This window comes from Herbaspirillum sp. SJZ099 (assembly GCF_007828355.1).
Lineage (GTDB): Bacteria > Pseudomonadota > Gammaproteobacteria > Burkholderiales > Burkholderiaceae_D > Herbaspirillum.
On record NZ_VIUO01000001.1, the window covers coordinates 205,544 to 217,833 of the forward strand.

The window sequence follows — 12,290 nt, forward strand, 5'->3', positions numbered from 1 at the left end:
ATGTCAGCCCAAATCGACCAAGTCCTGGCGCAGGCCGCCAACGATCCCGACGTGATGGAAACCCAGGAGTGGCTTGACGCCCTCGAAGCCGTGATCGAGAAGGAAGGTCCGGACCGCGCCCACTACCTGATGGAGCGCATGGTCGACCTGGCCCGCCGCCGCGGCGCGCATATTCCGTTTTCCAGCAATACCGCCTACGTCAACACCATCCCCGCCGACCAGGGCGAGCACTGCCCCGGCAACCTCGAATACGAAGAGCGCCTGCGCTCGTGGATGCGCTGGAACGCCATGGCCATGGTGGTCAAGGCCAACCGCGTCGACGGCGACCTCGGCGGCCACCTGTCCTCGTTCGCCTCGCTGGCCAACATGCTGGGCATCGGCTTCAACCACTTCTGGCACGCCCCGACCGAAGACCACGGCGGCGACCTGCTGTACATCCAGGGCCACTCCTCGCCCGGCATCTATGCGCGCGCCTTCCTGGAAGGCCGCCTGACCGAAGAGCAACTGATCCATTTCCGTCGCGAAGCCGACGGCAAGGGCCTGTCTTCGTACCCGCACCCGAAACTGATGCCGGAATTCTGGCAGTTCCCGACCGTCTCGATGGGCCTGGGCCCCTTGATGGCGATCTACCAGGCGCGCTTCCTGAAGTACCTGCACGCCCGCGGCATCGCCAAGACCGACAACCGCAAGGTCTGGGCCTTCTGCGGCGACGGCGAGATGGACGAACCGGAATCGATGGGCGCCATCGGCATGGCCGGCCGCGAAAAGCTCAACAACCTGGTCATCGTGGTCAACTGCAACCTGCAGCGCCTGGACGGCCCGGTGCGCGGCAACGGCAAGATCATCCAGGAACTGGAATCCGACTTCCGCGGCGCCGGCTGGAACGTGGTCAAGGTCATCTGGGGCAGCGGCTGGGACGAGCTGCTGGCCAAGGACAAGGAAGGCATCCTGCAGAAGGTGATGATGGAAACCGTCGACGGTGAATATCAGAACTACAAGGCCAAGGATGGCGCCTACGTGCGCAAGCACTTCTTCGGCAAGCACCCCAAGCTGCTGGAAATGGTCAGCAAGATGTCCGACGACGACATCTGGCGCCTGACCCGCGGCGGCCACGATCCGCACAAGATCTACGCCGCCTTCAAGGTCGCGCAAGAGAGCAAGGATCAACCGACCGTGATCCTGGCCAAGTCCATCAAGGGCTACGGCTTCGGCAAGGCCGGCGAAGCGCGCAACACCGCGCACAACACCAAGAAGCTGGACGACGAGGCCATCAAGGCCATGCGCGACCGCTTCCAGCTGCCGATCTCGGACGCCGACCTGCCCAATATCCCGTTCTTCAAGCCGGCCGACGACGCGCCTGAAATGCAATACCTGCACGAGCGCCGCAAGGCCCTGGGCGGCTATCTGCCGCAGCGCCGTCCGCAAGCCGACGAGAAGCTGCCGGTGCCTGAGCTGTCCGCCTTCCAGGCAATGCTGGAGCCGACCGCCGAAGGCCGTGAAATTTCCACCACCGCCGCCTATTCGCGCGTGCTGACCGCGCTGCTGCGCGACCAGAACCTGGGCCCGCGCGTGGTGCCCATCATGGTCGACGAATCCCGTACCTTCGGCATGGAAGGCCTGTTCCGCCAGATCGGCATCTTCAGCCAGGTCGGCCAGCTGTACGAACCGGTCGACAAGGACCAGGTCATGTACTACCGCGAAGACAAGGCCGGCCAGATCCTGCAGGAAGGCATCAACGAAGCGGGCGGCATGAGCTCGTGGATCGCCGCGGCGACCTCGTACTCGACCAACAACCGGGTAATGATCCCGTTCTACACCTATTACTCGATGTTCGGCCTGCAGCGTATCGGCGACCTGGCATGGGCGGCAGGCGACATGCGCGCGCGCGGCTTCCTGATCGGCGGCACCGCCGGCCGCACCACCCTGAACGGCGAAGGCCTGCAGCACGAAGACGGCCACAGCCACGTGTTCGCCTCGGCGATCCCGAACTGCGTACCCTACGACCCGACCTTCGCCCACGAAGTCGCGGTGATCATCCATGACGGCCTGCGCCGCATGGTGGCCAACCAGGAAGACGTGTTCTACTACATCACCGTGATGAACGAGAACTACGCGCATCCTGGCATCAAGCCGGGCCAGGAAGAGGGCATCCTGAAGGGCCTGTACCTGTTGAACGAAGGCGGCAAGAAGAACAAGCTGCGCGTGCAACTGCTGGGCTCGGGCACCATCCTGCGCGAAGTCATCGCCGCCGCCGACCTGCTGCGCGACGACTGGAAGGTCGACGCCGACGTCTGGTCCGCGCCCTCGTTCACGCTGCTGGCCCGCGACGGCCAGGACGTGGAACGCTGGAACATGCTGCACCCGGCCGAGACCGCGAAGAAGAGCTACTTCGAGCAATCGCTGGAAGGCACCGACGGCCCGATCGTGGTCTCCACCGACTACATGCGCACCTATGCCGAACAGGTCCGCGCCTTCGTGCCCAAGGGCCGTTCCTACAAGGTGCTGGGCACCGACGGCTACGGCCGTTCGGACACCCGCGCCAAGCTGCGCGAGTTCTTCGAGGTCAACCGCTACTTCGTGACCGTGGCGGCCTTGAAGTCGCTGGCCGATGAAGGCAAGATCAAGCCTGAAGTCGTGGCGCAGGCGATTGCCAAGTACGGCATCGACCCGAACAAGCCGAACCCGGTGACCCAGTAAGTTCCGCCGACCCGAGCATCCCCGCTTCAGCTTCCTGATCGCGGGGATGTTTCGTGTCGGTGCCAGCCGGAAAACAGGAAAACGGCGGCCGCAACATGGCTTAAGATGCAATGGCCACGCGGCAGCACCTTCCCCTCTGCGAATACCCCCTCCCAGCCCAAGGCCGGGGAACAGAACAACGGAGCGCAACAGATGAGTCAAGTCGAAGTAAAAGTCCCGGACATCGGCGACTTCAAGGAAGTCGAAGTCATTGAGGTGATGGTCAAGGTCGGTGACACGATCAAGGTCGACCAGTCGCTGATCACCGTCGAATCCGACAAGGCCAGCATGGAGATTCCCTCCAGCCAGGCTGGCGTGGTCAAGGAAATCAAGGTCAAGGTCGGCGACAAGGTCGCCGAAGGCTCGCTGTTGCTGATCGTCGAAGGCGAAGGCGCCGGCGCAGCGCCGGCCGCGGCCCCAGCACAAGCCGCAGCAGCGGCGCCGGCAGCGGCACAGGCTGCGGCGCCCGCACCGACACCTGCTGCTGCTCCCGCTGCTGCACCCGCTGCCGCCGGCGGCGTGATCCAGATCGAAGTGCCCGACATCGGCGACTTCAAGGAAGTCGAAGTCATCGAACTGATGGTCAAGGTCGGCGACACGGTCAAGGCCGAACAGTCGCTGCTGACCGTCGAGTCCGACAAGGCCAGCATGGAAATCCCGTCCAGCCACGCCGGCGTGATCAAGGAACTGAAGGTCAAGCTGGGCGACAAGGTCGCCAAGGGCAGCATCATCGCCTCGCTGGAAACCACTGGCGGCGCGCCTGCCGCGGCTGCTCCGGCCGCCGCACCAGCGCCTGCTGCCGCGGCCCCCGCGGCTGCGCCAGCGCCTGCGGCAGCACCGGCCGCCGCGCCGGCCATCGCCACCGCATCGGCGACCAGCACCGGCGGCAAGGCCCACGCCTCGCCGTCCGTGCGCAAGTTCGCGCGCGAACTGGGCGTGGATCTGGCGCGCGTGCCGGCCACCGGCCCCAAGGGCCGTATCCTGCAAGAGGACGTGCAGAACTTCGTCAAGGGCGTGATGGCCGGTTCGACCCAGGTTGCCGCCGCACCGGGCAAGAACGGCAGCGGCGCCGGCATGGACCTGCTGCCGTGGCCGTCGCTGGACTTCTCCAAGTTCGGCGCCACCGAGCTGCAGCCGTTGTCGCGCATCAAGAAGATCAGCGGCCCCAACCTGCACCGCAACTGGGTGATGATCCCGCACGTGACGCAATTCGACGAAGCCGACGTCACCGAACTGGAAGAATTCCGCGTCGCCTCCAATGCCGCTTACGCCAAGGCCAAGTCGCCGGTCAAGCTGACCATGCTGGCGTTCGTCATCAAGGCCAGCGTCGCCGCGCTGAAGAAATTCCCGGCGTTCAATTCCTCGCTGGACGCCAATGGCGAAAACCTGATCCTCAAGCAGTACTACAACATCGGCTTCGCGGCCGATACGCCGAACGGCCTGGTGGTTCCGGTGATCAAGAACGCCGACCAGAAGAGCATCAGCCAGATCGCCACCGAAATGGGCGAGCTGTCGGCACAGGCGCGTGACGGCAAGCTGAAGCCGGCCGACATGCAGGGTGCGACCTTCACCATCTCGTCCTTGGGCGGCATCGGCGGCACCGCCTTCACGCCCATCATCAACGCGCCGGAAGTGGCGATCCTCGGCCTGTCCAAGTCGATCACCAAGCCGGTGTGGGACGGCAAGCAGTTCGTGCCGCGCCTGATGCTGCCGACTTCGCTGTCCTACGACCACCGCGTCATCGACGGTGCAATGGGGGCCCGCTTCTCGGCCTACCTGGCTGACGTGCTGGGCGACCTGCGCAAGTCCTTGCTCTAATCAAGTCGATGCGCCGCCCCGGTGGCGGCGCGCAGCGAAACAGAACATAACGGAGCCAAGACAATGAGTCTCTCTGAAGTCAAGGTCCCCGATATCGGGGATTTCAAGGAAGTCGAAGTCATCGAAGTGATGGTCAAGGTGGGCGACACGATCAAGGTCGACCAGTCGCTGATCACCGTCGAGTCCGACAAGGCCAGCATGGAAATCCCGTCGTCGACGGCGGGCGTGGTCAAGGAACTGAAGGTCAAGGTCGGCGACAAGGTCGCCGAAGGCTCGGTGCTGCTGATGGTGGAAGCTTCGGACGCGGCTGCCGCGGCCCCTGCGCCGGCGGCCGCTCCGGCGCCTGCAGCGGCGGCACCGGCGGCAGCGCCCGCCGCTCCCGCAGCCACAGCGGCCGCACCGGCCGCCGCCAGCTTCGGCGGCAGCGCCGACGTGCAGTGCGACGTGATGGTGCTGGGCGGCGGTCCCGGCGGCTACTCGGCCGCCTTCCGCGCGGCCGACCTTGGCCTCAACACCGTCATCGTCGAACAGGAAGCCACGCTGGGCGGCGTCTGCCTGAACGTCGGCTGCATCCCGTCCAAGGCGCTGCTGCACGTGGCCGCCGTGATCGACGAGACCGCCGCCATGGCCTCGCACGGCGTCACCTTCGGCAAGCCCGAGATCGACATCGACAAGCTGCGCGGCTACAAGGACAAGGTGATCGGCACCATGACCGGCGGCCTGGCCGGCATGGCCAAGGCGCGCAAGGTCGCCGTGGTCAACGGCAACGGCCAGTTCGCCGGCCCCAACCATATCGAAGTGACGGCCGCCGACGGCAGCAAGAAGGTGGTGCAGTTCAAGCACGCTATCATCGCCGTCGGCTCATCGGTGGTGAACCTGCCGTTCGTGCCGCAGGATCCTCGCATCGTCGACTCCACCGGCGCGCTGGAACTGCGCCAGGTGCCCAAGCGCATGCTGGTCATCGGCGGCGGCATCATCGGCCTGGAAATGGCGACGGTCTACTCCACGCTGGGCGCGCGCATCGACGTGGTCGAGATGATGGACGGCCTGATGCAGGGCGCCGACCGCGACATGGTCAAGGTCTGGCAGAAGTTCAACGAGAAGCGCTTCGACAACGTCATGCTCAAGACCAAGACCGTGGCGGTGGAAGCGTTGAAGGAAGGCATCAAGGTCACCTTCGAGGCCGCCGAAGCCGGCGCCAAGTCGCCCGAGCCGCAAGTCTACGACCTGGTGCTGGTGGCCGTGGGCCGTAGCCCCAACGGCAAGAAGGTGTCGGCCGACAAGGCCGGCGTGATCGTCGGCGAGCGCGGCTTCATCCCGGTCGACAAGCAGATGCGCACCAACGTGCCGCACATCTTCGCCATCGGCGACCTGGTGGGCCAGCCGATGCTGGCGCACAAGGCTGTGCATGAAGGCCACGTGGCGGCCGAGGCGATCGCCGGCGAGAAGAGCTTCTTCGACGCCAGCGTGATCCCGTCGGTGGCCTACACCGATCCGGAAGTGGCATGGGTCGGCGTCACCGAAGACGAAGCCAAGGCCCGCGGCATCAAGATCGAGAAGGGCCACTTCCCGTGGGCCGCTTCCGGACGCGCGGTGGCCAACGGCCGTTCCGAAGGCTTCACCAAGCTGCTGTTCGACGCCGAGACGCACCGCGTGATCGGCGGCGGCATCGTCGGCACGCACGCCGGCGACATGATCGGCGAAGTGGCGCTGGCCATCGAGATGGGCGCCGACGCGGTCGACATCGGCAAGACCATCCACCCGCACCCGACGCTGGGCGAATCGCTCGGCATGGCGGCGGAAGTGGCGGAAGGGCATTGCACCGACCTGCCGCCGCAGCGCAAGAAGTAAGCGTTGCTGCGCAATGAAAAACGGCGAACTCCGGTTCGCCGTTTTTTTTCGCCTGCGGACAGGACCGGCGGCGCTTAAAGAAGTTTGCCCGGATTCATGATCAGGTTGGGATCGAAAGCCTGCTTGATCCGCAACATCAATTCCATCTCCAGCGGTTGCTTGTAATGGCGCAGTTCGTCGCGGCGCTGTCCTCGCCGCCGATGGCGGTTTCGGCCGCCTGCGTGAACGCCGCCAGCGACCGTTGCCAAAGCGCCAGGCCATCAGCCTGATCTGCCCAATTAATCGAATCAACCATTGACCAACTTCAGGCTGGCTTCGGTATAACGCTCGCCGACCGCCGCGCCGATCGGGAACAAGGCGTTGAGCTGCAGCAGGTCTTGCGGACTCAGCTTCACGCCGGCTGCGCCGGCGTTTTCTTCCAGATAGCGGCGGCGCTTGGTGCCGGGGATGGGCACGATGTGCGGATCCTGCGCCATGACCCAGGCCAGCGCCAACTGGCTGGGCGTGCAACCGTAGCCTTGCGCCAGTTGTTTTACCTTCTCCACCAGCGCCAGGTTCCTGGCGAAGTTCTCGCCCTGGAAACGCGGATTGGTGCGGCGGAAGTCATCCTCGGCCAGGTCCTCGAACCTGGTGATCGCCCCGGTGAGGAAACCGCGTCCCAACGGGCTGTAGGCGACGAAGCCGATGCCCAGCTTGCGGCAGGTGGCCAGCGCATCTTGTTCCGGATCGCGCGTCCACAGCGAGTATTCGCTTTGCAGCGCGGCGATCGGATGCACGCGGTGCGCGCGCTCGATGGTGGCGGCCGAGGCTTCGGACAAGCCGATGTAGCGGATCTTGCCGGCCTTCACCAGGTCCGACAGCACGCCCACGCTTTCCTCGATCGGCGTGTTGGGATCGATGCGGTGCTGGTAGTAGAGGTCGATGGTTTCCACACCCAGCCGCTTCAGGCTGCCTTCGATGGCCTTGCGGATATAGCCGGGGCTGCCGTCGACGCCGCGCACCGAAGGATCGTTGGGATCGCGCACGAAGCCGAACTTGGTGGCGATGAAGAACTTGTCGCGGCGGCCCTTGATGGCGCGGCCCACCAGCTCTTCATTGGTGAAGGGGCCGTACATGTCGGCCGTGTCGAGCAGGTTCACGCCCAGTTCCAGCGCGCGGTCGATGGTGGACAGCGATTCGGCGTCGTCGCGGTTGGAATAGAAATCGCTCATGCCCATGCAGCCCAGGCCGATGGCGGAGACCAGCGGGCCGTTGGCGCCCAGGCGGCGGGTGCCGACGGCCGATCCGGGTTGGAGATGGTTGGCGGAAGTTTGCTGTGTCATGTTGGCGTCCTTTCATGGTTGACGCTGGCGGGCCGCGCGGCGACGGCTGCATCGTTGCGATCGGCGGCGCGGCGTTCCTGCTTGCGCGAAGAGCGCGCGGCGTTGGCTGCGGCTTCTTTTTCAATGTCGCCGTAGAGGTCGATCTTCTGGTGCAACACGGCCAGGTTGCTCTGCAGTTCGGCCAGCGTTTGTTGTACGGAAAGCGTATGGGCCTGCAGGATCGCTTTCCGTTCCGTGACGCTTTCCAGTGTATTGCCCAGGCGCCGCAGCTCGGCGTAGCGCAGCATTGCGCGCACCGGCAGGCCAGTAGCCTTGAGCTTGAGCAGGAAGGCGACCCAGTTCAGGTCTTCCTGCGTATAGCGCCGGTGGCTGTTGTCGCGCCGTTCGACCGGATCGAGCAGGCCGATGCGTTCGTAATAGCGCAGCGTATGCACCGAAAGTCCGGTAGCCGCGGCAGCCTGGGCAATGGTCATGGAAGTCGTCATGGGAGGCAGTCTATTTGTTGGAGTGCGCTCTAAGTCAAGCGCGGTTTTTCCATTATCGGCAACTTGGCGCCGGCTTGCTGGCGGCCGTGGTTTATTGTCATCTTGCCATGCTGCCGGGGGGCGGCATGTCCGCGTACAATGCGCGCTGCCGCCCATGACCCTGCCCTCCGGAGGAAGCACCAATGAACGCCCACGCCGCCACACAACTTCTGCTCGATGCCCGCACCAGCGGCCTCTTGCTGGACTGGCGCCGGCTGGCAGTCGGGGATGCTGCCACCGCCTATGCGGTGCAGGATGCGCAGTTGTTGCGCCTGGGGCCGGTGGGCGGCTGGAAAGTCGGCAGCAAGGGTGAGGGAATGGAGCCGGCCTGTTCGCCGTTGCCGGCCTCCGGCATGCTGGCCGCGGGCGTCGAATTGTCCGGCCCGCAGTGGCGGATACGCGGACTGGAGGCCGAGCTGGCGTTGCGCGTCGGGCGAGACTTCGATCCGGGCGATGCGTTGCCGTCCCGCGAGGAGCTGCTGGGCGTGTTCGACGCCGTGCTGCCTGCCATCGAAGTGGTGGAAACCCGGCTGGGGCCGGCGCCTTGCGGCAACCCCTGGGCTGCGATGGCCGACCTGCAAAGCCACGGCGCGCTGGTGCTCGGCACGCCATTGCCCATGCCCGCTGCCGCGCCCGACTTGCGCGCCATCAGTGCGAGCCTGTCGCTGGATGGCAAGGAAGTGGCGCGCATGACCGGCGGCAACCCCGCCGCCGACGTGTGGGCCATGCTGGCCTGGCTGGCGCGCCATTGCGCGCGGCGCCGCATGCCGCTGAAGAAAGGGCAGATCGTCACCACCGGCTCATGTACGGGTGTGCAGCATGCGCGCCCGGGCATGAAGGTGGAGGCCGTGCTGGATGGGATCGGCGCGGTGGCCTTCAGTTTCGGGGACTGATGCCGGTTTCAGCTGCCGCTGCGGCGGTAGAACGCCAGCGATCCGGCCAGCGCCAGCAGGATGGCGCCGCAGGTGCGGTCCATCCACCGCAGCGCGCGCCGGCGCAGCAAGCTGATGGCGCGCGCGCCGATGGCGGCGTAGCCGAACATGATGGCGAAATCGAGGGCGCAGAACACCGTGCCCAGCGCCAGGTATTGCCAGGCCTGGGGAGCGGCGCTGTCGATGAATTGCGGCAGCAATGCCGAGCAGAACAGGTAGCCCTTGGGGTTGGTTACCGCCACCAGAAACGATTTCATGAATACCTTGCGCGGGCTGGCCTGCGGATCGCCCGCCTCCACGGCGAGATCGGTTCCGCCCGAGCGCAGCATGCGCAGGCCGATCCAGGCGAGGTAGGCCGCGCCCACCCATTTCACCACCGAGAACCAGAATTCCGAGGCGGCCAGCAGCGCGCCCAGGCCCACCGCTACCGATCCCACCAGGACGCAGTCCGACGCGACGGCGCCGAGCATGCCCGGCAAGGCGCGCCGCACGCCCAGGCGCGCGCCATTGGACAAGGCCAACAAGACGGTAGGGCCGGGCGTGGCGATGGTGGCCATCGCCACCAGCGAAAACAGGAACAGTGTGGTGAGGCTGAGACTGTGGGCGGTCATCGGGGCTCCTTGGCAAAGCGGCTGTGGGCAGCACCCTGGCTTTTGTTCTGCGCCGCAAACTGCGAAGGCCGGCACGCCTTCGTCCTTGCGGCGCATTATGGCATGCCTGTTTGCCGGCGAGATTGTGAACAGGTTCTCAGGCCAGTTTCGCGGCGATCAGCTTGCCAATTGCCGCATGCAGGCCGTTGCGCTGCGCCTCATCGGCGCCGGTCTCGGTGAGGTAAACCGCGAACAGCAGCGGCACGCCTTGCGGCGTCCAGGCGACGCCCACGGTATTGGTGCTGCCGTGGCTGCCGGTGCCGGTCTTGTCGCCCACCTTCCAGCCCGTGGGCAATCCTGCACGCACACGTTTTGCGCCGGTCTGGTTGTCCAGCAGCCATTGCGTGATCAGCGTGCGCGAGGCCGGGTTGAGGGCGTTGCCCAGCACGATCTTGCGCAGGTCGGCAACCATGGCCGCCGGAGTCGTCGTGTCGCGCGGATCGCCGGGAAGAGACTCGTTGAGCGTGGGTTCGTTGCGATCCAGCCGGGTCAGGTCGTCGCCCAGCGAGCGGATGAAAGCGGTCAGGCCGGCCGGGCCGCCCAGGCTTTCCAGCATCAGGTTGGCGGCAGTGTTGTCGGAGAGTGTCATGGCCGCTTCGCATAACTGAGACATCGACAGGCCGTTGCCGCCGGTGTGCTTGCCGGTGGCGGGCGAGTAGGGCACCAGGGATTCTTTGGTGTAGACGATGCGGCGTTCCAGGCGTTCTTCGCCCTGGTCGACGCGCTTCAAGACCGCGGCCGAGGCCAGGAACTTGAAGGTGCTGCACATTGGGAAGCGCTCGTCGGCGCGGTAGCCCCATTGACGGCCTTTGGCCGTGTCCAGGATAAAGACCCCGAGGCGGCCGTTGACGCCGCTTTCCAGCTTCGCCATTTGCTGGACGAAGCTGCCCGATCCATCAGGTTTACTTGTATTCGACCCTTGCGCCGCCAAGGCGCCAGTGAGCCATCCGCTTGCCGCCAGGCCTGCCAGCGTCAGGAAATTGCGTCTGTCCAGCATGAGTTCTCCTTGCTATTGTTAGTGTGCGAGCCAAGATGATAGGAGGTGGTGTAAAGGCCCGCAATTCACGATAATTGGCAGCAGGCATTAGAAAAACTTGGTCATGGAGAAGTCATGTATTTACCCCTGAATGCCTTGCGCGCCTTCGAAGCCTCGGCCCGCCAGCTGAGTTTCACGCGCGCCGCCGATGAACTGAACGTGACCCAGACTGCCGTCAGCATGCAGGTCAAGAACTTGGAGGAGCGCCTTGGCGTGGCGCTGTTTCGCCGCTTGCCGCGCGGCCTGGCGCTGACGGACGAGGGGCTGGCGCTGTTGCCGGTGCTGGCGGAATCGTTCAGCCGCATCGGCACCGTGCTGGCGCAGTTCGAGAACGGCCGCAAGCGCGAGGTGCTCACGCTGGGCGTGGTCGGCACCTTCGCGGTCGGCTGGCTGATGCCGCGCCTGCGCGAATTCCAGCAGACCTATCCCTTCGTCGACCTGCGGCTGCTGACCAACAACAACCGCGTCGACCTGGCCGGCGAAGGCCTGGATTACGCGATCCGCTTTGGCGATGGCGCCTGGCACGGGACTGATGCTGAACGTTTGTTCAGCGCGCCGCTGGCACCGATGTGTTCTCCCGAGATCGCCGCCCGCCTGCGCCGTCCCGCCGACCTGGCGGGAGAAACCCTGCTGCGCTCCTACCGCAGCGACGAATGGAGCGAGTGGTTCGCCGCGGCGGGCGCGGTATGCCCGGCCATACGCGGCTTCGTCTTCGACTCTTCGCTGACCATGGCCGAGGCGGCCGCGCAGCAGGCCGGCGTGGCCTTGTTGCCGATCCTGATGTTCGAGCGGGAGTTGCAGCAGGGCCGGCTGGTCTGTCCGTTTGACATAGCCATCGGCGCCGGCGCCTATTGGTTGACGCGGCTTAAATCGAAGCAGGAGACGCCGGCGATGCTGGTGTTTCGCCAGTGGCTGCTGGCGCATTCCGGCGCGGCCGGCTTGCCCGAACCGGCGTGAGCCGGCGGCGCCACGCAGAGCTTGCCGGCTGGCCGAAAAGTGAGGTCTTGTGGCAACAGCGCCGCATCGATGGAGAATTTCCTGGTGGACGGGGGCGATGGTCCGGCATAGAATAAATGATATAAATAATTTAGAAAGGGCGGAATCGCCGTGGCCCTTTCCGTGAAGATCAGGTGGTATCCGTAGCAATCCAAGTGCAGAGGACGGGGCGTATCATGAAATACTTCGCGAAGCTCTATCGCAAGCTGGTCGATTACCTCAATGATTCGGGCGACCTCACTACCGGCTCGCACCGCGGCCAGCCGCAATCCTGCAGCCTGTACTCCGGGCTGTCCCCGATGGGACGGGACAACCGCGAGCAGTGACATTGCGCCGGCAGCGCGCTTATTTTTCCCGCGAGGCGCGGCATCGCCGGCGTTCAACAATTCCTTCTGATTTTTGCCTGTGCATAAAAAAAGGCCGCA

12 protein-coding genes are annotated in these 12,290 nt (G+C 65.2%); 6 read left to right on the forward strand and 6 right to left on the reverse strand.

Translation table 11 applies throughout. The features are described from left to right. From aceE to lpdA, 3 genes are all read left to right on the forward strand, one after another. Positions 1-2,697, forward strand: a complete 2,697-nt coding sequence (gene aceE / locus FB597_RS00865) for a pyruvate dehydrogenase (acetyl-transferring), homodimeric type (RefSeq protein ID WP_141917117.1) — start codon at positions 1-3, stop codon at positions 2,695-2,697. Positions 2,698-2,889: 192 nt separating this feature from the next. Beyond that, positions 2,890-4,554, forward strand: a complete 1,665-nt coding sequence (gene aceF / locus FB597_RS00870) for a dihydrolipoyllysine-residue acetyltransferase (protein WP_144767631.1) — start codon at positions 2,890-2,892, stop codon at positions 4,552-4,554. 63 nt (positions 4,555-4,617) lie between these two features. Next, the gene (gene lpdA / locus FB597_RS00875; protein WP_144767633.1) at positions 4,618-6,405 is read left to right on the forward strand and encodes a dihydrolipoyl dehydrogenase; all 1,788 of its coding nucleotides are present in this window, start codon (positions 4,618-4,620) and stop codon (positions 6,403-6,405) included. 74 nt (positions 6,406-6,479) lie between these two features. Here lpdA and FB597_RS20555 read toward each other — a convergent pair whose 3' ends face one another. From FB597_RS20555 to FB597_RS00890, 4 genes are read right to left on the reverse strand one after another with little or no spacing between them, the layout of a single operon-like run. Further along, positions 6,480-6,551: an FAD-linked oxidase C-terminal domain-containing protein gene (locus FB597_RS20555; protein ID WP_370454636.1), complete on the reverse strand. Its 72-nt coding sequence runs from the start codon at positions 6,549-6,551 to the stop codon at positions 6,480-6,482. After that, positions 6,542-6,700: a hypothetical protein gene (locus FB597_RS20075; RefSeq protein ID WP_186442738.1), complete on the reverse strand. Its 159-nt coding sequence runs from the start codon at positions 6,698-6,700 to the stop codon at positions 6,542-6,544. The genes FB597_RS20555 and FB597_RS20075 overlap by 10 nt, the downstream gene beginning before the upstream one ends. Continuing rightward, positions 6,693-7,727, reverse strand: coding sequence for an aldo/keto reductase (locus FB597_RS00885; protein WP_144767635.1), 1,035 nt, complete (start codon positions 7,725-7,727; stop codon positions 6,693-6,695). The genes FB597_RS20075 and FB597_RS00885 overlap by 8 nt, the downstream gene beginning before the upstream one ends. Further along, positions 7,724-8,212 carry a MerR family transcriptional regulator gene (locus FB597_RS00890; protein ID WP_144767637.1) on the reverse strand — a complete coding sequence of 163 codons (489 nt, stop codon included), beginning with the start codon at positions 8,210-8,212 and terminating at the stop codon, positions 7,724-7,726. The genes FB597_RS00885 and FB597_RS00890 overlap by 4 nt, the downstream gene beginning before the upstream one ends. 182 nt (positions 8,213-8,394) lie before the next feature. On the opposite strand from FB597_RS00890, the gene FB597_RS00895 reads away from it, so the two are divergent. After that, entirely contained in the window at positions 8,395-9,144 is a 750-nt protein-coding gene (locus tag FB597_RS00895) for a 2-keto-4-pentenoate hydratase (RefSeq protein ID WP_144767639.1), read from the forward strand. An 8-nt stretch (positions 9,145-9,152) separates the two neighbouring features. Here the strand turns inward: FB597_RS00895 and FB597_RS00900 are convergent, their stop codons facing one another. Both FB597_RS00900 and bla read right to left on the reverse strand, forming a co-directional pair. Beyond that, entirely contained in the window at positions 9,153-9,794 is a 642-nt protein-coding gene (locus FB597_RS00900; RefSeq protein WP_141912802.1) for a LysE family translocator, read from the reverse strand. Between the two features lie 136 nt (positions 9,795-9,930). Continuing rightward, entirely contained in the window at positions 9,931-10,830 is a 900-nt protein-coding gene (gene bla / locus FB597_RS00905) for a class A beta-lactamase (protein ID WP_144767641.1), read from the reverse strand. Between the two features lie 114 nt (positions 10,831-10,944). Here bla and FB597_RS00910 point away from each other — a divergent pair, with 114 nt between their 5' ends. Further along, a complete protein-coding gene (locus tag FB597_RS00910; RefSeq protein ID WP_144767643.1) occupies positions 10,945-11,826 on the forward strand; it encodes a LysR family transcriptional regulator in 882 nt (293 codons plus the stop codon). Between the two features lie 215 nt (positions 11,827-12,041). Next, entirely contained in the window at positions 12,042-12,191 is a 150-nt protein-coding gene (locus FB597_RS20080; RefSeq protein WP_183405798.1) for a hypothetical protein, read from the forward strand. The last annotated feature ends 99 nt before the right edge of the window (positions 12,192-12,290 follow it).

What these genes read in the sequence shown, in the direction of transcription:
- aceE (WP_141917117.1), top strand. Translation starts at nt 1, where the DNA reads ATGTCAGCCCAAATCGACCAAGTCCTGGCGCAGGCCGCCAACGATCCC.
- aceF (WP_144767631.1), top strand. Translation starts at nt 2,890, where the DNA reads ATGAGTCAAGTCGAAGTAAAAGTCCCGGACATCGGCGACTTCAAGGAA.
- lpdA (WP_144767633.1), top strand. Translation starts at nt 4,618, where the DNA reads ATGAGTCTCTCTGAAGTCAAGGTCCCCGATATCGGGGATTTCAAGGAA.
- FB597_RS20075 (WP_186442738.1), bottom strand. Translation starts at nt 6,700, where the DNA reads ATGGTTGATTCGATTAATTGGGCAGATCAGGCTGATGGCCTGGCGCTT.
- FB597_RS00885 (WP_144767635.1), bottom strand. Translation starts at nt 7,727, where the DNA reads ATGACACAGCAAACTTCCGCCAACCATCTCCAACCCGGATCGGCCGTC.
- FB597_RS00890 (WP_144767637.1), bottom strand. Translation starts at nt 8,212, where the DNA reads ATGACGACTTCCATGACCATTGCCCAGGCTGCCGCGGCTACCGGACTT.
- FB597_RS00895 (WP_144767639.1), top strand. Translation starts at nt 8,395, where the DNA reads ATGAACGCCCACGCCGCCACACAACTTCTGCTCGATGCCCGCACCAGC.
- FB597_RS00900 (WP_141912802.1), bottom strand. Translation starts at nt 9,794, where the DNA reads ATGACCGCCCACAGTCTCAGCCTCACCACACTGTTCCTGTTTTCGCTG.
- bla (WP_144767641.1), bottom strand. Translation starts at nt 10,830, where the DNA reads ATGCTGGACAGACGCAATTTCCTGACGCTGGCAGGCCTGGCGGCAAGC.
- FB597_RS00910 (WP_144767643.1), top strand. Translation starts at nt 10,945, where the DNA reads ATGTATTTACCCCTGAATGCCTTGCGCGCCTTCGAAGCCTCGGCCCGC.
- FB597_RS20080 (WP_183405798.1), top strand. Translation starts at nt 12,042, where the DNA reads ATGAAATACTTCGCGAAGCTCTATCGCAAGCTGGTCGATTACCTCAAT.